Origin of the sequence: Tateyamaria pelophila, assembly GCF_019966495.1 — a bacterium.
GTDB lineage: Bacteria > Pseudomonadota > Alphaproteobacteria > Rhodobacterales > Rhodobacteraceae > Tateyamaria > Tateyamaria pelophila.
Genome location: NZ_JAIMIA010000001.1, coordinates 74376 through 100844, shown reverse-complemented (window position 1 = coordinate 100844; position 26469 = coordinate 74376). Strand labels below are relative to the sequence as shown.

23 protein-coding genes are annotated in these 26469 nt (G+C 60.4%); 7 read left to right on the top strand and 16 right to left on the bottom strand.

The window, feature by feature from the left end; all coding sequences use genetic code 11:
- Window positions 1-65 precede the first annotated feature (65 nt).
- The gene (locus LC354_RS00495) at window positions 66-572 is read left to right on the top strand and encodes a ClbS/DfsB family four-helix bundle protein (RefSeq protein WP_223420815.1); all 507 of its coding nucleotides are present in this window, start codon (window positions 66-68) and stop codon (window positions 570-572) included.
- A 113-nt stretch (window positions 573-685) separates the two neighbouring features.
- On the top strand, window positions 686-1651 hold the full coding sequence (locus LC354_RS00490) for a D-2-hydroxyacid dehydrogenase family protein (RefSeq protein ID WP_223420814.1): 966 nt from the start codon (window positions 686-688) through the stop codon (window positions 1649-1651).
- On the opposite strand, the gene LC354_RS00485 is transcribed toward LC354_RS00490, so the two are convergent.
- The 5 genes from LC354_RS00485 to LC354_RS00465 all read right to left on the bottom strand — a co-directional run bounded on the left by LC354_RS00485 (window position 1632) and on the right by LC354_RS00465 (window position 12592).
- Entirely contained in the window at window positions 1632-2657 is a 1026-nt protein-coding gene (locus LC354_RS00485; protein WP_223420813.1) for an AbrB family transcriptional regulator, read from the bottom strand. The two genes, LC354_RS00490 and LC354_RS00485, sit on opposite strands and share 20 nt — an antisense overlap.
- Window positions 2654-3289: a GntR family transcriptional regulator gene (locus LC354_RS00480; protein ID WP_223420812.1), complete on the bottom strand. Its 636-nt coding sequence runs from the start codon at window positions 3287-3289 to the stop codon at window positions 2654-2656. The genes LC354_RS00485 and LC354_RS00480 overlap by 4 nt, the downstream gene beginning before the upstream one ends.
- A 130-nt stretch (window positions 3290-3419) precedes the next feature.
- The gene (locus LC354_RS00475; RefSeq protein ID WP_223420942.1) at window positions 3420-7721 is read right to left on the bottom strand and encodes a translocation/assembly module TamB domain-containing protein; all 4302 of its coding nucleotides are present in this window, start codon (window positions 7719-7721) and stop codon (window positions 3420-3422) included.
- Window positions 7721-9526: an autotransporter assembly complex protein TamA gene (locus LC354_RS00470; protein ID WP_223420811.1), complete on the bottom strand. Its 1806-nt coding sequence runs from the start codon at window positions 9524-9526 to the stop codon at window positions 7721-7723. Before LC354_RS00470 ends, LC354_RS00475 begins: the two co-directional genes overlap by 1 nt.
- A gap of 117 nt (window positions 9527-9643) precedes the next feature.
- Window positions 9644-12592: an ABC transporter transmembrane domain-containing protein gene (locus tag LC354_RS00465; protein WP_223420810.1), complete on the bottom strand. Its 2949-nt coding sequence runs from the start codon at window positions 12590-12592 to the stop codon at window positions 9644-9646.
- 199 nt (window positions 12593-12791) lie between these two features.
- Between LC354_RS00465 and LC354_RS00460 the strand changes: the two genes are divergently transcribed.
- The 4 genes from LC354_RS00460 (at window position 12792) to LC354_RS00445 (ending at window position 17396) form a co-directional block, all read left to right on the top strand.
- Window positions 12792-13175 carry a DUF3307 domain-containing protein gene (locus LC354_RS00460; RefSeq protein ID WP_223420809.1) on the top strand — a complete coding sequence of 128 codons (384 nt, stop codon included), beginning with the start codon at window positions 12792-12794 and terminating at the stop codon, window positions 13173-13175.
- 224 nt (window positions 13176-13399) lie between these two features.
- Window positions 13400-14512 (top strand): S-(hydroxymethyl)glutathione dehydrogenase/class III alcohol dehydrogenase, encoded by a 1113-nt coding sequence (locus LC354_RS00455; protein ID WP_223420939.1) that lies wholly within the window; start codon window positions 13400-13402, stop codon window positions 14510-14512.
- A gap of 183 nt (window positions 14513-14695) precedes the next feature.
- Window positions 14696-15154 carry a (2Fe-2S)-binding protein gene (locus tag LC354_RS00450; RefSeq protein ID WP_223420808.1) on the top strand — a complete coding sequence of 153 codons (459 nt, stop codon included), beginning with the start codon at window positions 14696-14698 and terminating at the stop codon, window positions 15152-15154.
- 1 nt (window position 15155) lies between these two features.
- Window positions 15156-17396, top strand: coding sequence for a xanthine dehydrogenase family protein molybdopterin-binding subunit (locus LC354_RS00445; protein WP_223420807.1), 2241 nt, complete (start codon window positions 15156-15158; stop codon window positions 17394-17396).
- A 251-nt stretch (window positions 17397-17647) separates the two neighbouring features.
- Here the strand turns inward: LC354_RS00445 and LC354_RS00440 are convergent, their stop codons facing one another.
- The 11 genes from LC354_RS00440 to LC354_RS00390 form a co-directional block, all read right to left on the bottom strand.
- Window positions 17648-18412 carry a hydroxypyruvate isomerase family protein gene (locus LC354_RS00440; RefSeq protein WP_223420805.1) on the bottom strand — a complete coding sequence of 255 codons (765 nt, stop codon included), beginning with the start codon at window positions 18410-18412 and terminating at the stop codon, window positions 17648-17650.
- The gene (locus LC354_RS00435) at window positions 18409-18639 is read right to left on the bottom strand and encodes a hypothetical protein (RefSeq protein ID WP_223420804.1); all 231 of its coding nucleotides are present in this window, start codon (window positions 18637-18639) and stop codon (window positions 18409-18411) included. The genes LC354_RS00440 and LC354_RS00435 overlap by 4 nt, the downstream gene beginning before the upstream one ends.
- Before the next feature lie 34 nt (window positions 18640-18673).
- Complete coding sequence (locus LC354_RS00430; RefSeq protein WP_223420803.1) at window positions 18674-20161, bottom strand: tripartite tricarboxylate transporter permease; 1488 nt, start codon at window positions 20159-20161, stop codon at window positions 18674-18676.
- 10 nt (window positions 20162-20171) lie between these two features.
- The gene (locus LC354_RS00425; RefSeq protein ID WP_223420802.1) at window positions 20172-20624 is read right to left on the bottom strand and encodes a tripartite tricarboxylate transporter TctB family protein; all 453 of its coding nucleotides are present in this window, start codon (window positions 20622-20624) and stop codon (window positions 20172-20174) included.
- Between the two features lie 68 nt (window positions 20625-20692).
- Window positions 20693-21649 carry a Bug family tripartite tricarboxylate transporter substrate binding protein gene (locus LC354_RS00420; RefSeq protein WP_223420801.1) on the bottom strand — a complete coding sequence of 319 codons (957 nt, stop codon included), beginning with the start codon at window positions 21647-21649 and terminating at the stop codon, window positions 20693-20695.
- Between the two features lie 67 nt (window positions 21650-21716).
- On the bottom strand, window positions 21717-22622 hold the full coding sequence (gene ltnD, locus LC354_RS00415) for an L-threonate dehydrogenase (protein WP_223420800.1): 906 nt from the start codon (window positions 22620-22622) through the stop codon (window positions 21717-21719).
- Entirely contained in the window at window positions 22619-23575 is a 957-nt protein-coding gene (locus LC354_RS00410; RefSeq protein ID WP_223420799.1) for an SMP-30/gluconolactonase/LRE family protein, read from the bottom strand. The genes ltnD and LC354_RS00410 overlap by 4 nt, the downstream gene beginning before the upstream one ends.
- Before the next feature lie 2 nt (window positions 23576-23577).
- The gene (locus LC354_RS00405; protein ID WP_223420798.1) at window positions 23578-23889 is read right to left on the bottom strand and encodes a hypothetical protein; all 312 of its coding nucleotides are present in this window, start codon (window positions 23887-23889) and stop codon (window positions 23578-23580) included.
- Window positions 23876-24655 carry an ATP-binding cassette domain-containing protein gene (locus LC354_RS00400; protein ID WP_223420797.1) on the bottom strand — a complete coding sequence of 260 codons (780 nt, stop codon included), beginning with the start codon at window positions 24653-24655 and terminating at the stop codon, window positions 23876-23878. The genes LC354_RS00405 and LC354_RS00400 overlap by 14 nt, the downstream gene beginning before the upstream one ends.
- Window positions 24656-24753: 98 nt before the next feature.
- Window positions 24754-24921, bottom strand: coding sequence for a hypothetical protein (locus LC354_RS00395; protein WP_223420796.1), 168 nt, complete (start codon window positions 24919-24921; stop codon window positions 24754-24756).
- Window positions 24918-25232, bottom strand: coding sequence for a type 1 periplasmic-binding domain-containing protein (locus LC354_RS00390; RefSeq protein ID WP_223420795.1), 315 nt, complete (start codon window positions 25230-25232; stop codon window positions 24918-24920). The genes LC354_RS00395 and LC354_RS00390 overlap by 4 nt, the downstream gene beginning before the upstream one ends.
- A gap of 192 nt (window positions 25233-25424) precedes the next feature.
- On the opposite strand from LC354_RS00390, the gene LC354_RS00385 reads away from it, so the two are divergent.
- Window positions 25425-26444, top strand: a complete 1020-nt coding sequence (locus tag LC354_RS00385; RefSeq protein ID WP_223420794.1) for a LacI family DNA-binding transcriptional regulator — start codon at window positions 25425-25427, stop codon at window positions 26442-26444.
- The last annotated feature ends 25 nt before the right edge of the window (window positions 26445-26469 follow it).

The following is a 26469-nucleotide window of genomic DNA, read 5'->3' as shown; positions in this document are numbered from 1 at the left end:
TGATGTATCACAAGGTCTTTGTCCCGACGCGCACTTAGATTTTGTGCCAAACGGACGGGATGGCCATGGCAGCGACGAACAAGAAAGATTTGGCCGGGATCAGCCGGAAGGAGTATGAAAAGCTCCGAAGCCTTCTGACACGGATAGAAGCGGCTGCGGCACTGGAAAAGCGGGATGAGGATACGTCGATCAAGGATGTGATTGCACATCGCGCCCATTGGGTCGACTTGTTCTTGGGCTGGTATGCCGACGGCCTTGCCGGAACGCCCGTTTTCTTTCCCGCTGAAGGGTACAAGTGGAATGATCTCAAACGCTATAATGCTGATGTGAGGGCGCGGCAGAGTGATCTGGATTGGCCCGGAGCGATTGCATTGCTGGACGTAAATTTCGGCAAATTTTGCGATTTCATAGACGGTCATTCCGAGCAGGAGCTGTATGGCGGCCCGATGAAAGGCGCGCGCAACGCCTGGACACCCGGACGATGGGCCGAAGCCGCTGGTCCGAGCCACTTTCGGTCCGCTTCAAAGTACATTCGATCCTGCCTCAGGAGCGATAGGGCGGAAAACTCCTGAAGTGGCAGCACTGATCACGGAATGACCCTGTAACCAGATGGCTGGTGTTCGTTTCCGATGTCAGGCAGTGTTTGGACGACCAATGGGTGGGACAAACAAAAGATGAGGCAGGCATGAACGTTCATATTCTCGACGATTGGTTCGACACGCTGCGGGAATTGCCGTGCTATGCGAAACTTGCTGGCCATGACGTGACCATCTGGACGGATCACGAGCCTGACCCGGCCAAACTGGCCGCACGCGTGCAGGATGCCGATTGCCTGGTGCTGTTTCGCGAGCGTACGAAAGTCGGCGCGGAATTGCTCGACCGGTTGCCCAACCTCAAGCTGATCAGCCAGCGCAGCGTGTATCCACATATTGATGTGCCAAGCTGTACGCGCAACGGCATCATGCTCTGTTCGGACATGCACGGTGGAAGCCCGTCCTATGCGGCGGCCGAGATGACGCTGGCGCTGATCTTGGCGCAGTACCGTCAGATCCCGCAGCAGTCCGCCTCGCTCAGGGCCGGCACGTGGCAGATGGGGGTCGGGCGCACGCTCAGGGGGCGTACGCTGGGGCTTTACGGCTATGGTCGCATTGCCGGCGCCGTTGCGGGATATGCGGCGGCGATGGGGTTGCATGTGCAGTGGTGGGGGTCCGAAGCCGGGCGCGCCCGCGCGCAGGCCGACGGCGCCCATGTTCCGTCCAGCCGGGCGGCGTTCTTTGCCAGTTCAGACATTGTCAGTCTGCATGTCCGATTGAAACCTGAAACGCGCGGCATCATCACCGCCGACGATCTGGCGACCATGCAGCCGCGCAGCCTTTTGGTGAACACGTCGCGCTCTGGCCTGATCGCGGCGGGGGCCCTTGAGGCCGAGATCGCCCGCGACCGGATATTTGCCGCGGTCGACGTGTTCGATAAAGAGCCGATGACCGACACGGACAACATTCTGGCGACGCATCCCAACGTGCTGGCCACGCCACATATCGGCTATGTGACGGAGGATGAATTCGATCTGCAATTCTCGGACATTTTCGATCAGGTCAACGCATATGCGCAAGGCGCCCCGATCCACGTGATCAACCCTGAGGTTGTCTGAAAAGGCGCGCAAAAAGCGGTGCGCCGAGGATCACCACGAATATCCGCAAGACGTGGTGGGCAATGACAAAGGCGACGTCGGCCCCCACGATCAGCGCAAGCACAGTAAGCTCGGCCTGTCCGCCAGGGGCAAAGGCCAAAAGGGCCTCCATGCCGGGTGCAAGTTCAAGGATGTAGACGGCCTCGACGAATATCAGGGTCAAGATGATCAGAATGACGCAAAAGCCCAGGCCTGCGGCCATATCGCGGCGCACTTCGGCCATGGTGATGCCAGTGTATTTCACGCCGACGCCCATGCCGATAAAGAACTGCGCCGCCCAGATCGCCTCGGCCGGAGGCCGGTGGTGGAGCAGGCCCGCCAGCGCACAGGCGGCCGCAACGATCAACGGGCCGAGGATCGATGCACCAAACATGCCGATGGCCTTGGCACCTTGCCAGCCCACAAGCGCACAGGCGATCATGAGCAACATTTGACTTGGCGCGATGGAATTGGCCGGCGCGCCGGGCGGGTTGCTCAAATCCGCGTTCCAGAACCCCTGTAGGATAAACGGCAACGCCACGACAATGACCAGCACGCGCGTGGCATGGATCAGAGACAGGCTGCGCGGGTTGCCGCCCGCCTCTTCGCCAAAGATCAGCATATCCTGTAGCCCGCCGGGCATTGCCGAGTAGTAGCTGGTGGCGAAGTCATATCCCCAGAGCCGTTGAAAGTAGGGGACGCCGACCAGTCCGATGCACACGACCATGACGGGGATCAGCATCAAGGTCGGCCACATCCCGGTCATCGCCAACAGCAACGGAGGCGTGAATGTGGCGCCGACGGCGACGCCCAGAATGGTGCGCATGCCCTCGTTCAGCGGTTTGATACCGCGCATTCTGAAACCCACCAGTGCCGCGCACAGACAGGCTGAGATTGGGCCAAGCAACCATGGCAACGGCAAGGCGAAAGCCTCGAAAATGGCGACGCCCGCGAAGGCAATTGCGAAGGTCAGCACGAGGGAGATCATCGCCCAAGCACCTTGAGCCGATGCCGCAAAGAGGTCTCAAGATGCACTGTCGCCGCAGACCCTGCCGCCGCCACGTCACCCTTCGCGATGGCATCGATAATGTCCTGATGCTGCGATGTGACCACCTTGATCCGTTCGGGATCATCCAGAGTGGTCGGCCCAAGGAGCATCAGCGCATTGTTAAGAGCGCGGGCCGCATCGAGCAGAAATCGGTTTCGGGTGGCATGATAGATCCCGCGATGAAAGTCCTGATTGAGTGCTGCGGCCTGTGCCGGTGCGCTCTCGGCAATGGCACAATTGAGGTCATCCAATGCGTGGATTTCGGCGGAGGCCGCATGTTTGGCGGCCATTTCGGCGGCGGTCCTCTCCAGAACCGATCGCATTTCGTAGAGTTCGACAAGTTCGGTGTGACTGAGTTGTCGGATGACGGCACCCAGACGGGGACGGTGCTCGACGATGCCATCGGCCTCCAACCGGCGCAACGCTTCGCGCACAGGGGTGCGCGACAGCGACAGGCGTGTGGCGACGTCGGTTTCCCGCAACCTGTCTCCTGGTTTGAAATCGCCGCTGCGAATGGCGGTGAGCAGGCGGATATAAGCAACCTCGCCCTGGTTCATTTCGGGATCTGACATACTGAGCCTTAAAAAATGTATCCCCTTGGATACATTTTCTATGTAGCACGTAAAAACGCCGTGTCAAAACCCGAATACAGCACCGAAGGTCCGCGTCAGATCGGTTGCGTTTGGTGTGCTGACGCGAAGATCAGTAGTCGTTTCTGATCGCAATCCCGATGCTGGAGTTGCTGGTCTCTGTCTCGAAGCTTCCATACACGGTGATCTTTGGCGTGAGATCAATATTGAGCGACACTTCCGGGCCATCTGCCCCGCCGACCACCACGTCGGAGTAGATGTTGTCCGTGAGGTATTTTCCCGCCCGGAGATTTGTTGCACCGTCTTCGTCAGTGGTAAGATCGAGATCATCGAGGCCGACGGATCCGCGCAGCCGCGACAGAATTCCTTCGCCACCGCGTCCTGCGAGGACGGCGATGGCACTGGCAAGCTGCAAGGCTTGAAATGCGGACAATTCGCTCACACTTCGGCCAAAGAAGATCTGCGCAAGCACTTCGTCTTCGGGCGCTTCGGGGTTTGATGCAAACCGCACTTCTGGATTGTCTGCCGGCCCGCTGAGCGTGATCGTCGCGGTGCCGGTAGCGGTGTCGGTCTCTGCCACGAAAAGCATGAAGATCTCAAAGCGCCCTTGCAGACTGATCGATCCTTCGGTCAGGTTGAAACGTTCCGTCAGCACGTCCATCCGGCCCCGGATCAGGTTGAACTGTCCGGTCGAAATCAGGTCGGATGTCGTCCCGGTCAGACGCAGATTGCCTCCGAGTTCAGCATCGAGCCCGCGCCCGCGGACGAAAATCCGGGACGGGGCATTGACGGTGATGTCAATGGGAAAGACTGGGCCGGGTGCCCTGCTCGTTTCAGGCGGCCTGATCAGACCGGCAAACTTTTGCGTGCGCATTACGGGGCGCGTAGCCCCGATATGGGTGATGTCCGGTATTGGTCCCGAGCTTGACAGGCTGCCCGATGGCACTTGAACATTCGTTTCGCCCACATTGATCGTGCCGCCGATCCGCGCCCCGTTCAGCAGAGGTCCGCTGACGGTGATATCACCGTCAAGGGCGGTGGTGTACAACTGCGAGTCGGTGACGGTGAGATTGTCCAGCGTGATGGCCAGATTTGAAGCAAAGGAACTGTCCAATCCGATCGGCCCATCAATCAGGATCGCGCCACCTTCGGTCGCGCCCGCGCGCACCGACAGGACTGCTTGAGACCCGGTGAGATTAACCGTGCCGCTGACGTCGTTGAATGAGATCGGCAGGTTGGGCGTTGCCACTCTTGCGTCATTCACCGTAACTGTCCCGCGGACCGATGTCAGCGCCGGGGGACCCTGAACCGTCAGATCCGCACGCGCCGTGCCGATTATTGAACGTGGCTGGATAAACGGGTTGATCAGGCCAAGCTGGGCTTGCACGTTGACCGCAAGGTCAAGCAGACCGTCTGTGCCGACATTGCCGGCGATCACACCCTGTGTGCCGGAAGGTCCATCGATATTGGCATTAACGTCAAATCCACTGGCTGTCTGCTGGACGGTTCCTTGTACCGCTGCCCCGCCCGGTGCCTGTGGTATGATGCTGCCGAGGTTTGGCAAGTTAAAGCTGTAGGTTGCACCCACGAGGCCGTTTTCGAGCTTTGCGTCGATGTCGCCCGTGCTCTGGTTTGGTCCGGTGATATCGGCAGCGACCTGCCATCCGTTGGCGACCTGCTCCACCGTCCCACCCACGCCAAGCGGGCCAGAGACCTGCGGTACGAGCGGCGACAGATCTGGCACATCAAGCCGGTAGTCCAACGATACGGTGTTCTGCGCATCGACGGTCACATTCACATCACCCGTGCTGCTGTAAGGGCCTGCGATATCCGCATCGACCTGCCAGCCGGTCGCGACCTGCAAGACCTTGCCGGAGACGCCAAGAGGGCCTGAAACCTGAGGTACAATCGGAGAGAGGTCGGGGACATTCAGGCTGTAGTCCACGGCAATCGTGTTCGCTGCGTCAAGGATCAGCGCGATGTCGGCCGTGCTGCTATAGGGGCCGGTGATGTCGGCATCGACCTGCCAGCCGCTCGCCAGTTGCAGAACCTGGCCCGTGGCGCCAAGCGGGCCAGAAACCTGCGGCACGATCGGCGACAGGTCCGGCAGATTGACGTTATAGTCAACCGACAGCTTGCTTGCCGCGTCGAGCAGGAGCGCCACGTCGCCTGTGCTGCTGTAGGGGCCGGTAATATCGGCATCGACCTTCCAACCCGCATCCAACTGGGCAACCTTGCCCGAAACGCCGAGCGGGCCGGAGACCTGCGGCACGAGCGGGGAAATATCGGGAACGTTCAGGCTGTAATCCGCGGCAAGCTTGTCTTGCGCGTATTGGCCATCCAGCCGTACCGCGGCATCCAGTGGGCCATCCACGGATGCCTCGAAATCCCAGACTCCTGCCGACTGCACCGCGTTTGCAGTGATCTGCGTGGCACCTGTGATCTGGGGAACGACTGCGGATATATCGGCGAGGCTGGCAGTCAGATCCACATTTGCGCGATCCGGTTCCAAAACGGCCAGCACATCCGCTGTGGCATCCAAAGGTCCGCTCAGTGAGGACTGGATCGTCCAGATGCCGTCATCCTGCGCGGCTGTAGCGTCAATCGTCAGGGGGCCAGAGATATCTTCGGAGATCATTCCGACATCGGTCAGTTGTGCATCGAACTGGGCGCGCGATCCGTCGCTTTTGAGGGTTGCCGTTCCGGTCGCAGACAGCGCTGGATTGCGCAGCTCGAGCTTGTCCAGAAAAGTGCCTTCTTCGGTCCGCCGCGCGGCCACATCCAGCGCCGTCGTCCCGGCCAGCAATGTGTCGACCTCGGCAATACCGATGGCAAGGTCTTCGGTTTCGCCGTCGATCTGGATGTCAAAGAAACCGCCCAGAGACGCAGTGCCCGACGCCCCGACAGAGCCTCCGCCCTCAAGGGCAACGCCTGCCAAACCTGCAAAGGCGGACAGGTCACTGGCGTTCAGGTCGGTCTGGAAGGTGACCCCGGTCTCGGTGTCGACCTCGACGTCGCCGCTCAACGCCCAGTCGGCCCCGGAAAGCGCGATATCGCTCAGGCGAAACGGCTGATCCTTGATCAGGTCGACATTCATGCTGCCTTGAAGTGAGGAACCGACGGCTCGTGCGGTGTCAGGATCGCTGAGGTCCAGGCCGTCTGCATCAAAGGTGACACGTGCATCCAGCGTGCCGACGGTGTTGACGTTGCCTTGCAGCGTGCCGTCGAGATCCAGCACCAACTGCTCTGCCTTGGCGGCCACCGTGTCCAGTCCCAGGACCTTAAGCTGCGCATTGAGCGCATCGCCGTTTGCCGCATCAAAGTCGACGCGAATATCTGCCCGGTCGATCCGGACGGGATCGCCGGAACCTGGCAGCAACACCGGCTCGCCATCGGGATCGTCGATTGTTCCGGTAATGTCCAACAGGGTGGGCCAGGAATCGGGCCCCAAGGCCACCTGTCCCGACAGGTTCATCGCCCGTGTGTTCAGGGCAAGGTCATCAAGCTGCAAGGCCCCATCCGTCTGACGCACGCCCTGCGCCACAAGCTTGACGTCCGGTCCGAAGAATTCGGCGTACTCCCTCAGGAAGAGCGCCGTGACATCGCCGCCCATATCCAGATCGAAGTTGGTGGGGCCGTCGTCGCGGCTGACGGTTGTCAAAGTACCGGTCAGGCGCGGTGTGTCATCAGTGCGCAATGCCAACGTGGCTTGGAGATTGCTTAGCGGCCCCGCGCCCGTCACTTGCAGATCAAGGCTTGGACGGTCGGGTATACCCATCAGCCCGGACAGCAAGCCGCCCTCGGCTTCGGTCAGATCAAGATCCAGCATCAACTCGCGGGTTTCGTTGTTGAAACTGCCTGAGACGTTGAATTGCGCCTCCTGATCGTCGATGCGCACAGCCTGCAAGGTGACATCGCCCGCGCCACCGGCCAATTGTGCCGCACCGGTCAAGGACACGGCCAGCGCCTCGCCCAAAACCGGGGCGCCGAGCGCCACGCGGGCAATGTTCAGCTCCCTTATGACCAGAGACGCGGGCAATTCGGGCAGGGCAAACGGGGTCGCCTCGGGGGCGGGCGGTGTGCCGGGAGCGGGCAGGGGCTTGCGCGCCACCTCGACCTCGGATGCGGAGAGCTTGTCGATTTCGATACGGCCACGTAGCAGGGCGGACCGTGTCCAAGCCATTGCCACGTCATTCAGGGTAAGCCAGACCCCGTCATCATCCGCGATGGTGATCCGTGCGATCGTTGCCTCGCTGCTGAAGGCCCCGGCAAAGCCATCGATGCGCACGGTGCGCCCTTCGCCGCCGAGGCTTCGTTCCAACAGACCGGTGAGAAAGCCACGATCTTCATCATCGTCTTGCGCGGCAAGCGACAAGGGCCAGATCAGGCAGAGAACGAGAGCGATGAGACGCATCAAAACGACTGTCCAATTCCAATGTAAACTTCAAATCCACTGTTGTTGCCGGGACCACTTACGGGAAACCCGACATCAACCCGTATGGGTCCGATACCCGTGGCGTAACGCACACCCGCGCCAGCACCGCTTTGCCAATCGCCGGAACCGTCGTAAAAGCTTTCTGCTCCGATATAGCCTGCGTCGTAAAACCCGACAACGGAGAGGTTGCCGCCAGTGGCCACGCGGACTTCGCCGGAGAGCCCTACGAAGGTGCGGCCACCGATGGTGACGTCGTCGCTGAGTTCTACGCCGAGAGACTGGTAGGGCTGGCCGCGAACCGTGCCACCCCCGCCGGAGTAAAACAGAAAGTCGGCTGGTGCATTTTCGAGCGACGGACCGACGATCGATCCAATCTGCCCGCGCACCGCCAATGTCACACGTTCGCCAACCTTTCGATAGGTGCGCAGGTCGGTATAGCTCAAAAGACCAGTTTTGGTCCCGGAAATGTTCAGAAACGGCTCCATGCCGATGGACGCATAATATCCCGATGTCGCATCAAGCGGATCGTCGCGATAGTCGAAAACCGCCTGTAGCGGCAAGGATGCAATCGTGTAGTTCCGCGTGCCCAGATCGTCCTTGGTTTTTGCCGTCTTGAGGGCAAGGCCAAAGCGATATTCTGTCGTGTCCGAATAGAAATAGACGCCTCCGGCCTCAATCCGGCCGGTGCGCGCTTCATAGAATTCTTCATCGACGTCCTCGAATTCAACCAGCAAATAGGCTTCAAGATCTGTCGCGAACGTCGCAGGGCGGGACAGACGTGCCGAGAGAAGGTAATCGAGGCCGGAAGTGCTGGTATTGTTGCTACCGATGCCTCCGAAGGACCCTTCGATCAACAGCCGCTCCGCGTTGCCAAAAATATTGCGGTGCAACCAGCTGCCCTCCAGGGTCAGCCCCTCGTCCGTGCCGTATTCTGCGCCAAAGGTATACCGACGCGGCAACTGGTCATTGATGGTTGCCGTTACATCGAGCGTGCCGTCGGGATTGGCGACTTCCGCCTCGGTCAGGTTCGATGTGCTGAAGGTTCCGGTCCGGCGCAACCGCGTCTGGACCTTGCGCAACGTGTCTGGATCAAAGACATCGCCGCTGGGCCAACCTGCAATCTCCTGCAGGCGCGCCTCGGGGACCTTGCTTTGCCCTTCTATGTACAGGTTGCCAAATCGCAGACGCGGTCCGGGGTCCAGCGTCACGATGGCATCCAGCGTGCTGTTGGTGTGCCGGGCGGTGATTTCTTGATCCGCGACGCGCGCCTTGGCATGGCCGTCCTGCCGCCATCCTTCGATCTGGGCGGCCGTTGCAGCCCGCATGGCCGAAACGCGGGCTGTTTGCCCTGATTCGAAGCCCTCGACCGGTTCGGCGAGTTGCGACTTCGGCCCAATGCCGACGGTCCCGAATGTGAAGCGGTTGCCGGGTTGTACGATAATTTCGACTTTTTTGATTTGGTTTGGGGCCGAAACCGGCGAAATCAAGGCAGCCTCTTTTCCATCGACCAGAATACTGATCTCCGGTGCAAAAAAGCCCGCGTCATAGAGCAAACCGATCGTGCGGCGATATTCCGCCTGTGCGGCACTGAGGACTTCAATGGAACTGGGTTGTTCGGCGCCTTCGTCTTCTGGTTGCAGCGTGCTCAGCAAAGACGCGGCGCGAATGCGGTCAGCGAGATTTTCGTCCTGTGCGGAAACTTCAAGTTCGAACGCGCCCACGGGGCCGATACCCGCACCCGTCACTGCCAAAACCGCCAAAAAACGGCAGATCGATCGTTTCATATAGCTGCTCTCCGTCACGCATGCGCGTGATTGTACTTTTTAACTGTAAATACATCACTCCAGCGCCAGAAGATAGGTTGGGGGACGCATTTAATGACCCGGTGGCAATGCCGGGCTCTACGTCTTGATGTAGCCTGCCACGACTTGAAGCAAGCGAAAGGCGGTGGCTGCATCATTTTCCACGACTGCCATGAAGTCTTCTTCGCTGATGCGCAGACATTCGAGGTGTGTTTTTGCACGCATATCCAGCGCGCGTGGCTCGCCCCGGATCAATCCCAATTCGCCGACAAGTGCGCCGGAGCCTACCGTGACGATCAGAGTCGGGTCTTCGCCGTCCACGGGCAGCAACAGATCGGCCTCGCCGTCGATAATCATATATGCGCCATCGGTGGGGTCATCGTTTTTGTGGAATACATAATCGCCAGGCTCTGCCGTGTACCAGCGCGCGCCGAAGGCCAGCAGCCGTAACTGTTTGCGCTTGAGACCCGAGAACATCGGCGTCGCACTGAGCGCATCGACCTTGCGGGCGAGGTCTGCGCCCACATCGCTGTCCGCCGCGGCCCGTTCGCCCTCGGCCCCGACAAGCCGCCCTTGCTGGATCTCGAAGTGATGGTCAAAGACGCCTTCGTCTTCGAAGGACTCGTTGAGGAAAATGAGCGTGGTTTCGGGCAAAAGCCTGCGCAGATTGGCATAAAGCGCCTCTTGCGCGTCGGCATCGTAACTGGCCATTACCCGATCCATGATCAGAAGGTCGGGCCGTTTGATCGTTGCACGGCTGATCGACAACGGTTCGGCAAAGAGCGCGGGCAGGTTCGCGCCGCCCAGGGCAATCGGAACGTCGAAAACCAGTTCCAACACAAGCTGGTTGACGCCCTCGGCGTCCAGAACTTCCGAAACCACGCGGCGCAAATCATCACCGCGCGTCCCCGCACTGTCCGACACTTTACCACACAGGGCATTTTCCAGAACGCTCAGACCCACAAGATGCCCGTCCGGTGTGATGGGTGCATAGAGGTCTTTCATCTGTTGCTGCAACGCGGTTGCGTGATGCTGCCGCATCTCGAGCACTTGCCTGCGCACCTCGTCCGGGAAGGCCGGGCCGATCTGTTCGGCGGTGATGCGCGACGGTACACTGAGCAGCAAGGCCAGGTCGTCATCCGTGATGTCGGTGCCGGCGGGTTTGCGGTTCACCAGATCCAGAGCGGCCTCATAAACGGCGACATCCAGACCCACCTTGCGAAAGAGCGGGTGATCGGTGCCGTTCGCGCCGAAAATCTGGCGCAGCAGGTCAATGACGTTTCGGGCCAGCGCCTCGAGGTTTTCCGTCAGATTCAGCTTATTCAGCAAGCGCAGGAAGTCGACCTTGGCGGCCAGTGCTTCGGGTGTGATGACCGCGCGGGGTGTGGCGTAAAGCAGGTTTTCAAGGACCGGCATGCCGGGATTATACGCATCCGGGTCGAACGCATGCACAAAGCGATTCAATTCGGCGTCCGCAATAGCCTGCGCAACTCTGGGCCGCAATGCGATCAGAGCTTTGCTCAGATCCGGGTGCGCTTCGGGATCACAGGTCTGATCCAAGGCGCGCCGGGTCAGCGCCGCGCCGCTGCCCATCCCCTGGATCAGCTTGCTCCACCATGTGCGCAAATCATCTCTGCTCGCGACACCTGCTATCGCAGGGTCGAGCCATTCCGCGGACAACATATCCGCAGAGTTGCCCGCGCGCAGCGCCTCGCGCGCAAAGTCCGTCGGGGCCTCCTCCTTCACCGGAGCAAAGCGGACGGGCATCAGAACATTGCTGCCGAACGTGCCCTGGAACATGACGGGGCGCGATGTGGCATGGCCGATCCGCTTGGCGATGACGGCCTCGTGCAGCGTTTTGATGTCATGGCCTGACAAGATTACCCTCCCGCTGGTGGGTAGGGTCTCCCGCGTGAGCACTTCGGCCAAGGCCCGGCGGTCTTCGTCATTTCCGGCCGTAATACCGATCGTGGTTCCCGCAGGCAGCGTGACCGAGATATCCTCGAGGACCGGGTTCCCGTCTCCGTCCCGCACGGTGACCTGGTCCAGTACGACATCGCCGGTCAGGCGCGGGATGTCATCGCATGGGCCGTAAATCAGCACTTCGTCGATCATGCCGTCTGGGGCAAAACGCTCGGTGATCGTTTCCCAGCGGAGCGCCATGTCGGCAGATTGGTTGTAATAGGCCAGCAACTCTTTCCATGGGCTGGACAGGTCTTTGTAGGCTGCCAGCGCCGCCACCAGCGCCCCGATCGTGACCTCGCCCTGAATGACGAGGTAGCCACCAATGGCATAGAAGAGAAAGGGGGTAAGTTGCGTTATGAAGTTGTTGATAAACTTCATGAAAAACTTTTTCTGGTAGATCTCGAACCGGATGTCGAACAGCCGGCCGAGCCGGTCGCCGATCATCGCCATCCGGTAGCGCCAGCCCCCGTTGACCCGCAATGCGGATGCCCCCGCCGCCCCTTCGCCGATCTCCGCAGCCAGCGCGCGCACCTCTATGACCCGTTTTTTGTTCAGCAGGTTGATCTGTCTTTGAAGTCGCGGGATCAGCCATGCCTGAAGCGGGATCAGCGCACAGGCGGCCAGCCCGAACGTGATGGATTGAAAGAACAGGAAGCCGAGGATCGTCAGCATCTGGCCCGCTTGCAAGACGGGCTGCGCGACCGCATCGCCCATCAACCCGCCCATCGGCTCGCTCTCGGCGGTCACCATGCTGACCAGTTCACCTTGACTGGTGCGTTCGAAATAGGGCTGTGGAAAGCGTAAAATCCGGGCGATCAATTTGTACCGCAACCGTCGCAACAGTCGTTCGGACAGCACGCCCTTCATGGTGTTGATTCGCATTTTCAGAAGGCCGTGCACCAGAACGGCGATCAGAAACGCCATGCTCAGCAACATCAGATAGCCGGTTTGCGAAAACTCCACCCCATAGGCGTCAACGGTCGCCGTTCCTGCGCCGATGGCATCGTTGATGATCCGTTTGGGCAATTCCAACGTCAGATACAGCAGGGGAAACAGCGTCAGTGTGACCACCAGCAGCGTCATCTGATCCCGTTTCGAGTGGGTCCAGATAAATGCAAAGAGCGAACGTTCTATCTGACTATTCCAAACTTCATGCCTGAGCGAAGCGGCCCAGCCCATGTCTAGCAAGCCCGGTAACGAAAAATCAATGCTTGGCGCAGGATGATTGCAGCGCGCGCGGATGCGTCTTACGGTGTCGGTGCGACATACCTAGGATCCGGATTTGGACACCTCGATTACATTTGCGCTTGCGCTGCTGTTTTTGCTCCAAACGAAGCACCTGTTTGCCGATTTCTTTCTGCAAACGCCGCGTATGCTGCGCGATCGTGGCAAGTATATCCACTTTGGCCGGATGCAGCATGCCGGGCTACATGCCGTCGGTTCACTGATTGCCATGGTGCTTATCGGCGTTCCGGTCGCCTTGTCCCTCAAAGTCGCGGCTGCGGAGTGGATTGTGCATTATCATATCGACTGGGCGAAAGGCCGCTGGTCGGATCATACCGCGCATGGGCCGGATCAGGCCGGGTATTGGCGCGCGTTTGGCGTCGATCAGGCGCTGCACCAGTGGACTTATCTGGTTATGGTCTCGGCTGTTTTGTTTTGGTGATGACAAGGATTTATTGTAAAAAACCCGTCCTCAATTGAGCCGAAACCACACTCGCCGCGTCGACAGGTGCGGGGCGCTTCCTCGATTTGATCGCAGCGTCTTTCGGCTTCGGAATTTGCGCAATTACAGTCGCGAAACAAACCCTGCAACGCGCCCTTTTGCATTGACAGGCTGCGCTGTGCTGGCGTTGATGGCCGCAACTTTCAAGGAGGACAGAGATCATGATGAAAACCCGCGCCGCCGTCGCCGTCGAAGCCGGAAAGCCGCTCGAAATCATGGAGGTCAACCTGGACGGTCCTCGCAAGGGCGAAGTCCTCGTCGAAATCAAGGCGACGGGCCTGTGTCATACGGATGAATTCACCCGGTCCGGGGACGATCCCGAAGGTATCTTTCCGGCCATTCTGGGCCACGAAGGGGCCGGCATCGTGCTGGAAGTGGGCGAAGGTGTCACCACGCTGGAACCGGGCGATCACGTCATCCCGCTCTACACACCGGAATGTCGTGAGTGCGAATATTGCCTGTCGGGCAAGACCAACCTGTGCCAGAAAATCCGTATCACCCAAGGACAGGGCCTGCTGCCAGACGGCACAACCCGCTTTTCAATGCTCGACGGCACGCCGATCCATCACTACATGGGCTGTTCGACCTTTGCCAATCACACCGTGGTGCCCGAGATCGCGCTGGCAAAGGTGCGCAAGGACGCGCCCTTCGACAAGATTTGTTACATCGGCTGTGGCGTGACCACCGGCATCGGTGCCGTGATCAACACCGCCAAGGTCGAGATCGGCGCACGCTGCGTGGTCTTTGGCCTCGGTGGTATTGGCCTCAACGTGATCCAGGGCCTGCGGCTGGCAGGGGCGGATCAGGTCGTGGGCGTCGATCTGAATGATGACAAGGCCGAGGTTGGCAAATATTTCGGCATGACCGACTTCGTGAACCCGACCAATGTCGCAGGAGATCTGGTGGCGCATCTGGTCGAACTGACGGGCGGCGGTGCGGATTATACCTTTGATGCGACGGGCAACACGACCGTGATGCGCACGGCGCTTGAAGCCGCCCATAAGGGGTGGGGCGAAAGTATCATCATCGGCGTGGCGCCCGCCGGTGCGGAAATTTCGACCCGTCCCTTCCAATTGGTCACGGGCCGGGTCTGGCGCGGGACGGCCTTTGGCGGGGCCAAGGGCCGTACGGACGTGCCCAAGATCGTCGACTGGTACATGGACGGCAAGATCGAGATTGATCCGATGATCACGCACAAGCTGACCTTGGACGAGATCAATCACGGCTTTGATCTGATGCACGAGGGTAAATCCATTCGGGCCGTGGTCGAGTTCTGATCGACCAGCCAACGCGGTGAAATACTGTAAATGACGCCGATCGCTGTTACAGCGGTCGGCTTTTTTTGCTGTTAGCAAGAGTCCGGCAAGCCGATTTTTACGCAACGTTTGCCCGTGCCGCTGGTGTCATTGCGGCCGAGGCCCATTATGTTGGATGAACAGAACCGAGCTAAGGAGTGCACCGTGAAACTGACCGTCAACGGAACAGAGCATGAGGTGGATGTCGAAGACGACATGCCGTTGCTCTGGGTGTTGCGCGATGAATTGAACATCAAGGGCGTGAAATACGGCTGCGGTGTCGCGCAATGCGGCGCGTGCACCGTCCATATCGATGGTGTGGCCGTTCTGTCGTGCCAGATCCCCGCCGCGGACGTCGACGGACGGATCACGACCATTGAAGGGTTGGGAACGACCGAAACGCTCCATGCGGTCCAGGCGGCCTGGATCGAATACCAGGTCGCGCAATGCGGCTATTGTCAGCCGGGCCAAGTCATGCAGGCGGCGTCATTGCTTTCGGAAATCCCTAATCCTACGGACGCGGAGATTGACGACGCTATGAGCGGCAATCTGTGTCGCTGCGGCACCTATCTGCGCATGCGGGCTGCGATCAAAGCCGCCGCGACCAAGTTGCAGGAGGCCTGAGATGGCGCGGATCGGAACAATCGCCCGTCGCACGTTCCTGATCGGCTCAGCCGCTGTGGTGGGGGGTGTTGCCTTTGGATATTACGCCTACAAACGCCCCGCTCAGAATCCGTTGTTGGAGGGGCTGGACAGCGGCACGGCGGCGCTGACCCCTTACGTCAAGATCGACCAGAGCGGTATCACGCTCATCACGCCGCGAGCTGATAGCGGGCAAGGGGCCTATTCTGTGCAGGCGATGCTGATCGCCGAGGAACTCGATGTAGGGCTTGACCAGATTCGCGTGGATCCCGGCGTGCCAAGCCCGGCCTATTACAACACCGCGCTCAGTTCCGAAGCGGCTCCGTTTCGTGCCACGGATGACGGCCTTGTCGCCGAAACCACGCGGGGCGTGATGGATGCCATGATGAAGTTTATCGGCATGCAAATCACGGGTGGTTCCACCACGGTGCCGGACAGCTACGACAAATTGCGGATTGCAGGGGCTGTGGCCCGTGAAACGCTCAAGGCGGCTGCGGCACAGCAGAGTGGTCTGGATGTGGCAGCGCTCAAAACCGCCAACGGTGCGGTAATTTTGCCGGATGGTCGCACGATCAGCTATGTCGAACTGGCCCCGATCGCCGCGACGCTGGAGCCGGTTCAGCAAGTGCAACTGCGTGACCCCGGCGCGTGGCGACTGATTGGACAAGCGGTCGAGCGATTGGACATTGTCGCCAAGTCTACGGGGATCGCGACCTATGGTATCGACCTTGAGGTCGAAGGCATGTTGCACGCAACCGTCCGCACCAACCCGCGCCGGGGCGGGCCGATGAACAGTTTTGATGCCTCCGCCGCAAGAGGGATGCGCGGCGTGGTCGATATCTTTGAAATCACTGGCGGCGTTGCGGTTGTGGCCGATAACACCTGGCGCGCCTTTCAGGCGGCGGACGCCATCGTCTTTGACTGGGGTCCGGCCCCGTACCCGGCCCAGATGGAACAGCATTGGCAAGTGCTCTCTGAGAGCTTCAACGAAGATCATCTGGACAGCCGCAGGCGTGATGAGGGCGACGTAGACGCCGCAATGTCCGGGGCCGAGGTCATCACCGCCGAGTACCGCGCGCCCTATCTGGCGCACGCCCCGCTTGAGCCGATCTCGGCCATGGTGCGCGTGGCCGCGGAACAGGTGGATGTCTGGGCGGGCACGCAAATTCCGCGCCTTTTACAGAGCACCGTGGCTGACATGACGGGTTTCGGTGTCGATCATGTCCACGTGCACGCGCAAATTATGGGCGGCAGTTTTGGACACCGGCTCGAAGACCGGGTCGTCAGGGAGGCCACCGAAATTGCGATGCAAATGCCGGGCGTCCCGATCAAGCTGACCTATAGCCGTGAAGAAGATACAAGCCATGACGACACCCGCCAGATCGCCATGGCGCGGGGGCAGGGTGTCGTCCGGGACGGCAAGGTCGAGACCTTTGACCTTGGCATTGCCATGCCGTCAGTGATCGCCAGCCAAATCGGGCGTCTGGGCTTTCCGGTGGCCGGACCAGACATGCAAATCGTGGCGGGTGCCTGGGAGCAACCGTTCAAAATTCCGAATTACCGCGTGTCGGGTTACCGCGCGCCGGAACTGGCTCCGATCTCGTCCTGGCGATCGGTCGGGGCGTCGACCAATGGCTTTTTCCACGATGTCTTTCTGGATGAGCTCATCCATGCGGCCGGGGCCGATCCGATGGCCGAGCGTCTGCGGCTCTGCTGGCACGACCCGTCGCGCAAAGTACTGGAGGCGGTGGCCGAGATGTCGAACTGGGGCGCGCCACTGGCTGCGAACAAAGGGCGCGGCGTTGCCTTCTGCATGTCTTTTGGTGTTCCGACAGCGGAGGTGATCGAGGTCACCGACACCCCAAATGGTATTCGCATCGATACCGTATGGGTGGCCGCAGAGGTGGGCCGCGTTGTCGATCCGGTGAACTTTGAAAACCAGGTGCAGGGGGGCGTCGTCTGGGCGCTGGGCCACGCGATGAATTCCGAGATCACCTATTCGGACGGGCAGGTCGATCAGCAGAACTACTACGATTTCGAGGGGATGCGTCATTACCACACACCGCAGATTCATGTGCGTGGGCTGGAAAACGGCGACCATGTGCGCGGTATGGGAGAGCCGATGGTGCCACCGGCTCCGGCGGCGCTGTCCAATGCGATCTTTGCCGCAACCGGTCAGCGGGTTCGCGAAATGCCAATGCACAAGTTCATCGATTTCGTTTGATGTATTGCAACCAGCTTACCGTTTCACTCGCAGGGCGGGGGGTCAGACCCGACAACCCTGAAAAGGGGCGTCAACGCGCGATGCTTGGAATTTTGAGGCCCGGACGACCCCTCGCTGTGCCACCTTAAGGGCGTGGGAAAATTGACCACCCGGACCCGCCGGGACGATCACACAGGATCATCCGGATTGTCTGTCATTGGCCTTTGAGATGCAGCGCCGGACGATTCATGGTGGAGACACTTCGCGGTTTTTCAGGTGCTCCGATTTTTCAGCCAGCTCAGCGTCTCATCGGTTGGCGCGATGGGTTTGTATTCAGCGCCGACCGGGACGGTCCAACCGAGCCTGTCGATTTCCGCCAATATGTGCGCATAGTCGAGTTCGCCATGATCCGGCGTGCCGCGATCCGGGACGGACGCGATCTGGATGTGTCCGATCAGCGGCAGGTATCGCGCAAGACGCCGAGAGAGATCGCCCTCCATGATCTGCAAATGGTAGCAGTCAAACATCAGTTTGAGATTGTCGCGGCCTGACTCGTGGATGATCGCGGCGGCCTGTTGCGAAGTGGACAGGAAATATCCCGGCGCGTCGTAGTGGTTGAGCGGTTCAATCAGGATCGTGATGTTATGCGGCATGGCCTGATCGCAGGCATAACTCAGGTTCGCGACGAAAGTCTCGTGCGCGCGTGGGCCGCCGGAAAAACCCGCCATGACATGCACCGCTTTGGTGCCTGTCTTTGCCGCGTAAGCCAGGGCGTCGTCAATCGCGGCGCGGGCCTCGGCTTCGCGACCGGGCAGGGCGGCCAGGCCGTTTTCCCCATTGGCCGTATCACCCCGCCGGGTATTCAGGCCCAGCATTGGCAGGCCGGTTTCCGACAGGGCCGCGCTGACCTCCGAGGCGGGTGTATCATAGGGCCAATGACATTCGACTGCATCAAATCCGGCTGCTTTCGCAGCCCGAATGGCCTCGGGTAAGGGGCGGTCCGCCCATAGAAAGCCCAGATTGGCGGAAAACTTCATAGGTCCCACTCCTCGTTGAATTTTGTGACCACTCTGGTGATCTGATCGCGCGCAAGCATTGGTGGCGCAGTGCCACGGCGCATAATGACATGCTGCGCGCTGTCCTGCGGCGGCACGTCCGGTGCGCCACTGCGCATCGACGCCCGCACGTCAGAACGCGCGAGAAGACCCGAAAGTTCGCGTTTCGCTTTATGATCGTTGGCAATCCAGCCTGTGAACGGTGTCATGGCCCCTGCCTTTGTTTTGGATCCGCCAAAAGTGTCATGCTTTGCCCCGGTCCCGCAAAAGTTTGATCAGGGGCAAGGAAAGCATCCCTGCTGCGAGCGCCACCAGCACCACCGCAAGGGGATGGCCCGTAAAGAATGCCGCGAAACTGCCGTCGGTGATGATCAGCCCCTGTCGCAGACTGATTTCGAGCGTTGGCCCCAGCACCATGCCAATCACCAGAGGCGCCATGGGCATGCCCTGACGGCGAAGCAAAAATCCGGCAATGCCAGCGCCGCCCATCACCATCAGATCAAAGGGATTGCCGCGCACGAAATAAACGCCCACGGAACAGAGCAGCACGATCATCGCCAGCATATAGCCCTCGCGCAGGCGCAGCAGGGGGGCTGCGGCCTTCGAGACGATTATCCCCACCGGCAGCAGCATCAGGTTGATGACGAAGAAACCCGAAAAGATCGCAGCGATCAGCACCGGGTTGTCAGTCATCAGCCGGATGCCCGGGGTCACCCCGTGCAGCGTCAGCGTCGCCAACATCACCGCCGTGATCGCATCGCCCGGAATGCCCAATGCCAACGTCGGTACCAAGGCGCCCCCGGTCACGGCGTTGTTGGCGGATTCCGATGCGATCAGCCCATCCGGTTCGCCCCTGCCGAAATTCGCGCGGTTTGGCGACGAGCGTGCCGCCTCGGCGTAAGAGATAAAGGCCGCCGTCGCCGCACCTGTGCCGGGCAAGATGCCGATACCGTTGCCGATGGCCACGGATTTGGCCAACACTTTCCAGCGTCCGCGCCACGCCGACAGGGGCGGCAGCACGATGCCCTTGAATGTCACAAGGGTCTGGTCCTGTTCGAGTTTGGCAGCTGCGCGGATCAGCACTTCGGACAGCGCAAAAACCCCAATGACCACGGCCAGCAGGTTGAAGCCCGATATCAGTTGAAAGTGGCCAAATGTGAAACGCGCCTCTCCCGTGATCGGATCGCCGCCGACGCAGCCCAGAAACAGCCCGATACTGCCCGCGACAAGCCCCTTGAGCAAAGAGCCTTCGGACACGGATACGATACAGGTCAGGCCCAGAAGGATCAGGGCAAAGGTCTCGATTGGCCCGAAATTCAACGCCAGGGCCGCCAGTTGCGGGGCGGCAAACAGCAACACAACAGCGGATACCAGACCGCCAACGGTCGATGCGATCGTGCTCCACCCGAGGGCCAGACCGGCCTCGCCGCGCTGCGCCATGGGATAGCCGTCCAGACAGGTTGCGGCCGATTGTGGCGTGCCCGGTGTATTGATCAGAATGGCTGAGATCGACCCGCCATAAACGGAGCCCGCATAGACTGCCAACAACAGCAGAATGGCCGGAGCCTGCGACATCGTCAGCGTGAAGGGTAGGATCATCGCGACCGCCACGGTAGAGCCGATCCCGGGCAAGGCGCCCAGGACAACGCCCAGCATGGTGCCCAGCACCAGCACGGCGATGCCTTCGACGGTAAAGATCAGCGCCGCGGCTTGCGGTAAAAGGTCGATCATCGCGTATTCCTCAGAACCACCAGGTGAACGGGGATGTGGGCAGGGGCAGGGCCAGCACATGGTTGAACAGGGCAACCAAAGCCATCGGCACCCCGACGGACACAGCCAGCAAGGGCAGGGGTTTGCGTATGTTGAGCGTGATGAGGATGAGAGCCGTCATCGGAACGGCTGACAGAAAGAACCCCAGCCGCGTCATCGACCAGAGAAACACCAGGGTGCCCAATGCGATGATCGCGACGCGCAGTATCTGAGGCCGGTCGGTCTCCTTGCGGGTGATCAACTCGGAGGCCAGATCCAGTGCCGCGAGGACAACCCAAAGCCACAGGATGATGCGTGGAAAGAACATCGGGCTGAACGCTCCGCCGAGGTCGGCATATTGCTGTCCATAAGTATTGTACAAAAGCACTACTGCGATCAGCAGCAGCACCAGAGATGTTATCCTGCGTTCACTCAGCGCGTGCATGGATGGGCCTCCGTTCAGGGCGATGGCGGGCAGAGCGGGCGCCCCATGACGGGACGCCCGCCCATGGATCAAAGTCCGGCAGCCTCAATGATGGCGGCGTTGGCCTCATATTGCGCACGGAAGAAGGTGTTGAACGCCTCCGCGTCGCGATAGTTGATCGTGGTCTGCGTGTCGGCGGCGAACTGCTGGAACCCTTCGGAGTTCACGGCCGTGCCGCAGGCCTCGGACAACTTGGCCACGATCTCGGGCGGAGTGCCGGCAGGCGCGAACAGACCGCCCCAGAGGTAAAGCTCATTCAGGGGTGCTGCGATGCCCACTTCGGTGGCGGTAGGCACATCCGGGAAGTTCTCCAGCCGCGTGTCGGAGAAGGCGATCAGTGGGCGGAAATCACCGCGCTGCATCAGGATCTCGGTATCTCCGAAAAACTGGATCGTGCCTGCGGCCATCGCCTGCAACGCCGGACCGGAGCCCTGGAAGGGCAGATGTTTGATCTTGTCCATCAGGCCAAGCCCCTCGAAGGCGGCAACGGTGGTCAGATGTGTCATCGCGCCGGGGCCGGACGAGCCAAAGAGATAGGTGCCGGGGGCTGCCTCGATGGCGGCTTTCATGGCGTCCACGTCGGTCAGATCGTTGGAGGCGTTGGTGAACAGCACGGTGGGGGAGGCCGCGACGGAACAGATCGGCGCCCAGCTGTCGATGCCGTAAGGCACGTCCTTGATCTGGGGTTGGATCGTGCCCACGGTGACGGACCAATAGCCAAGCTGATAGCCAGTGGGCTTCTGGCCTGCCAGCGCTGCCGCTGCGACGGTGCCCGATCCGCCCGCCATGTTCGAGACGAACACGTCACCGCCCAGAGCCTCGGCAAGGTGCGGGGCAAAACCGCGCACCAGTAGGTCCGTGCCGCCGCCCGCATTGAACGGCACGACAAGGTTGACGGGGCGTTCAGGAAAGTCCTGTGCCTGTGCCGCGACGGCCAGTGTACTGCCCAGGATGGTTCCTGCGGCCAATTTCAAAGTCTTTTTCACGGTATTTCCTCCCATTTGGAATTGTTGTTCGATTGGTTATCAGTTGCCGCTGACTTGTGTCCGCGGCCTATGTTTTCTTTTCCGGCAGTGTCAGTCCTGCGTTGCGGGCATAGACCTTCGCCACGGCGGCATCGTCCTCGCGCCCGTGCCCCATGCCCGAAGCTGCCAGATATTGCTGCAACGCCGCCGCTGCGATCGGGGCCCCAAATTTGGCGCCGCGCGCGATGTCCAGGACGATGCCCAAATCCTTTGGCCAGATATCGACCGCCGAATGTGGCGTGTAGTCGCCCGAAATAATATGAGGCGCGCGGTTTTCCAGCATCCAGGACGTTCCCGCACATTGCGGAATGACTTTCATGAAGCTTTCAGCGTCAATGCCCTGGGTCATGCCAAAGGTTAGGGCTTCTGCCATCGCGGCAATATGGACACCTGCCAAAAGCTGGTTCACCGCTTTCATTGCGGAGCCGGGCCCGGCACTGTCGCCAAGTTCAAAGACCGTCGCGGCACAAGCGTCGAGCACGGGGCGAGCGGCCTGAAATGCATCAGGCGTTCCGGCAGCCATGATCGACAGTTGTCCCTGTGCCGCCTTGGCCGCCCCGCCGGAAATGGGGGCGTCAAGGTAGTGCACGTCGCTGGCGTTGCAACGCGCCTCCATCGCGCGCGCAAAATCGGGCTGGACCGTCGGGCAACAGATGACGACGGCTCCGGGTTTGAGATGCGGGACGATACCTTCTGCGCCGAACAGCACGGTTTCGGCCTGCGCTGCGTTCAGCACCACAACCACGACCGCGTCCAGATCGGCGGCGACGTCACCGGGGGCACCTTCTGTGCCGCCTTCGGCCTGAAACCGCGAAACGGCTTGTTCATTCACATCGTATCCATAGGTCGTATGGCCCGAGCGCAGCAATGACTGCGCCATCCCGTACCCCATCGAGCCAAGGCCGAAAATGGCCACCTTGAGGCGAGTTGTCATGACGCGTCTCCTGATAGTTGGTTTTTTGTTTGGTGGGCGGCGTCGCGCCGCGTGGATTTGACGTGCCAGACCTTGTCTGACGCGGTGATGAATATGTCGGTGCCCTCCGCCCCGCCAAAGCACAGATTCGAGGCTGGGGCGGGCAGGTGTATCTTGCCAAGGCACTGCCCGTCCGGCGCGAGGCACCTGACGCCGTCCATCGCGCTGGTCCAGACATATCCCTCATGGTCCACGCGAAGACCATCGGGCACGCCCGGGATGACCTCGGCAAAGACTTCGCCCCCTGTCAGGGTCGTTCCGTCAACGTCAAAGACCCGGATGTGATGGGGCAGGTCATAGTTGATCCCCGGAAAGCTCGCGCCTCGGATTGCCCCGGAGTCCGCCACATAGAGGCGGCGCTCATCTGGAGAAAAGGCGAGCCCGTTGGGTTTGTCGAAATCCGTTGCCACGACCGTCAAGGTGCCGTCTGGCGCGACGCAGAACACGTAGCAGCCGCCGATCTCACTCTCTGCCGGATAGCCTTCGATGTCGGAGTTGATTCCGTACGGTGGATCGGTGAACCATACGGAGTCGTCAGAGCGGACAACAACATCGTTCGGGGAATTCAACCGCATGCCCTTGTAGCTGTGCGCGATCACTTCGATGGCCTTCGGGTCTTCGGGATCAAGCCTGCGGATCACGCGCCGTCCGCCATGTTCGCACGACACCATGCGCCCCGTGTGGTCCAGCGTGTTGCCATTGGCAAATTCGCTGTTGGCAAGCGCGACGGAGACGCCGTGTTCGGGCCGCCATTTCATCATCCGCTTGTTGGGAATATCGTTGAAATAAAGCGTATCGTTCAGCCAGACCGGGCCTTCGGTCCAAATACAACCATCCGCAATCATGTGGGGCGGGGCCGTCGTGTCGATCATATCGGCAAAGGCCGGATCGTAGATTTCGTAGTGTGCGGACATGGTCAACCCTCCTTTCGACGCAAGGTCTGAAACAGCAGCATAAGGGTGATGCTGCGCCAGACGTTGGAAAATTGCAGCACTGACAGGATCAAAGTGCCGCCAATCAGTACTGCCGCGATTGTACACAACAGATAAGAATCCCCCATCGATTGACTGTCCTGATCTACATATCTGGCGAGCAGCACGCCCCCGAAGGCAGAACACACGCCCGTCGTCGCGAACGCGGCAAGGATCACGGAAGACGTGATGATCAGCGCCGTGGGTATGCCCAGCACATCCAAGGTCATCGCGTCGGCCAGGTCATGATTGATCACCCCGCCCGGTGTGGGGCCCAGCAACCGGGCCAGTCCAGCCAAAACCCTCCAGCTTCAGCACCTCCTGCGCCGCCGCCTGTGGCGGGGGCTTGACCGGGAACAGATCGGTGATCTTCTGTCCGACCCTCTTGGAAATGATCGCGGGATAATCGTGGGCCCCGTTGGCCCCGTTGGCAAAGCTATCGACCAGCGCGCCGTTCCGAAAGAGAGAGATGCGGTCAGCCAGCGCCTCGATTTCGTGAAAGCGGTGGGAGATGAACAGAACACCAACACCGCGGGCGCATTCGGGTCGGATCAACGTGAAGACCTTGTTCACGAGGGAGGCGTTGAGCGCACAGGGCGCCGCGTCCAGGATCAACCACCGGGAATTGCGGACCAAGGTTTTGGCAATCGCGACCTGTTGACGTTCCGCGAGGCTCAGATTCGCGATGCGTGCGGCCATTCGGAAGTTGCCACCGTCCATCTGTACAAGCACGACCCGCAAGTGCTTCACGATGCCGCCCGGAAGGGGGCCCAGACCTGATCCGGGTGCCCTCAGGATCAGGTTTTCGTGCACGTTCAGGTCCGGCACCGGTGATAGTTCTTGAGATATGCACACCAATCCCCGCGCGATGGCTTCGCGCGGTGTGGGCAACCGGGTTTCTTCTCCGTCGATGAAGATACGCCCTTCACTTGGCTGGATCACGCCCGAAGTGACCTTCGTCAACGTGGATTTGCCTGACCCGTTTTCACCCAAAACCGCGTGGACCTCCCCGGCCTTGCTCACAAGGACGTTCCGCTTTGACAGCCTGAAGCGACACGCCGTTGACGTCAGGTGTTGCCGGCGGTCTGGCCGAGCAACTCTTCGGGCTTGAATGGCGCAAATCAATCCGGAAACCCGGTGCCGGTGTTGAAGGACTTCGGCAAGTCCTGGAAAAACTTCGCACCAGGTTCCAGTTCCTCCGAAACAACCTTCTTGCTGGTTCCGGCGTCCCGGTGTTCAACGACTGTCACGATTTTGAGGCCGTCGACGTTTTCCAGAGCGCTCATCATGCCGCGCGGCGGTCGCGGTCGGTTGCGTTGCCCGGCAATCCATCACCCATCAGGATCTTTTCTGCGGTACCGTTCAGGGCACACACGACGGCCTGCGCTTTTGGGCGGTCAAGTTCCATCTGGCTTTCATCGATATGAAGTATCTTGCTTGTACCAAGCGCTCTCCCGAGGGCTACAATTCCTGTGCCGGACCGTTTTGCACGGCGGATCAGAGGTGCAAATGTGGCCAGTTTGACGGCATTGAAAGTGATCGCATCGTATCCTGCGGCCGGTACACAGCATTCGGGCCGATATGTCTCCGCTGCGGTCATTCAGGCAGCGGCAACCATCACGGTCCAGACCAGCAGCAGGTTTTTCATTTGTATCCTCCCAGATCACATTTATTGGCGCTGTTTACGTAAACATACCTGCTTCAGGTTCAATGATTACGTAAACACTTGTCAACTTGATTCGTTGGCTCAAGGGTGATCTGACGACGCCAAAGCAGAAAAGGACGGTACGCAATGCGCTTGGGAAAGACAGCCGCGCCAACGATGGACGACATCGCCATCGAAGCGGGGGTCAGTCAAATGACCGTGTCGCGGGTGATGCGCGGTGCGGGCAAGACCTCGCGGGAGGTCCGCGAAAGGGTCGAGCAGGCTGCACGCAGGCTCGGCTATGTCCAGAACCGTCTGGCCAGCGCCCTGCGTGAAGAAATGACACCTCTGGTCGCCGTGGTCTTGCCGACGCTGGGCAACCGGGTGTTTTCCGAAGTTTTGACAGGTTTGAATGAGACCCTGACCGGCAAGATGATCCAACCAGTGTTTGGGGTCAGCGAATATTCCCTCGAGCGCGAAGAAGAGATCGTACGCGAATTGCTGGCATGGCGTCCGCGTGGCATCGTCTTGCCCGGATTGGAGCACACGGACGCGACCCGCGCCGCGATCCGCGCATCGGGCGTGCGTGTGGCCGAGGTGATGGACATCGATGGCGTGCCGATGTCGGGGGCCTTCGGTATTTCTCAGGCGGAAGCAGGCCGGGCGACAGCGCGCTACATGCTGGAACGGGGCTATCGGCGTTTCGGATATATCGGCAGTCAAGGGGGCCGCGATTTGCGTGCGGCCAAGAGGTACAGTGGGTTTTGGGAAGTGATCCGCGAAGCTGGCGCGCAAATGGCGCTCCATCAGGTCAGTGACGCGCCCTCGTCGATGGTCGAGGGGCGCAAAATGACGGCGGATGTGCTCGACCGGTCAGACGCTCCGGAGGCGTTGTACTATTCCAACGACGATCTGGCCGCGGGCGGGATCATGCATTGTCTCAGCAACGGAATTGACATCCCCGGCAGCCTCGCACTCGCGGGCTTCAACGGGCTCGCCTTTCTTGAAGCGCTGCCGATCCGACTGACCACCATCGAAACGCCACGATTGGACATGGGACGGCGCGCAGCGCTCTACGTCACGAACAGCAGGAACTCTCAGGACGGGTGGGCAGACACTGATGTCGTGGATCTCGGATTTCGGCTCGTGCATGGCGACTCCTGTTGACCGGAGTAACCTGCCGCGCTTTCTG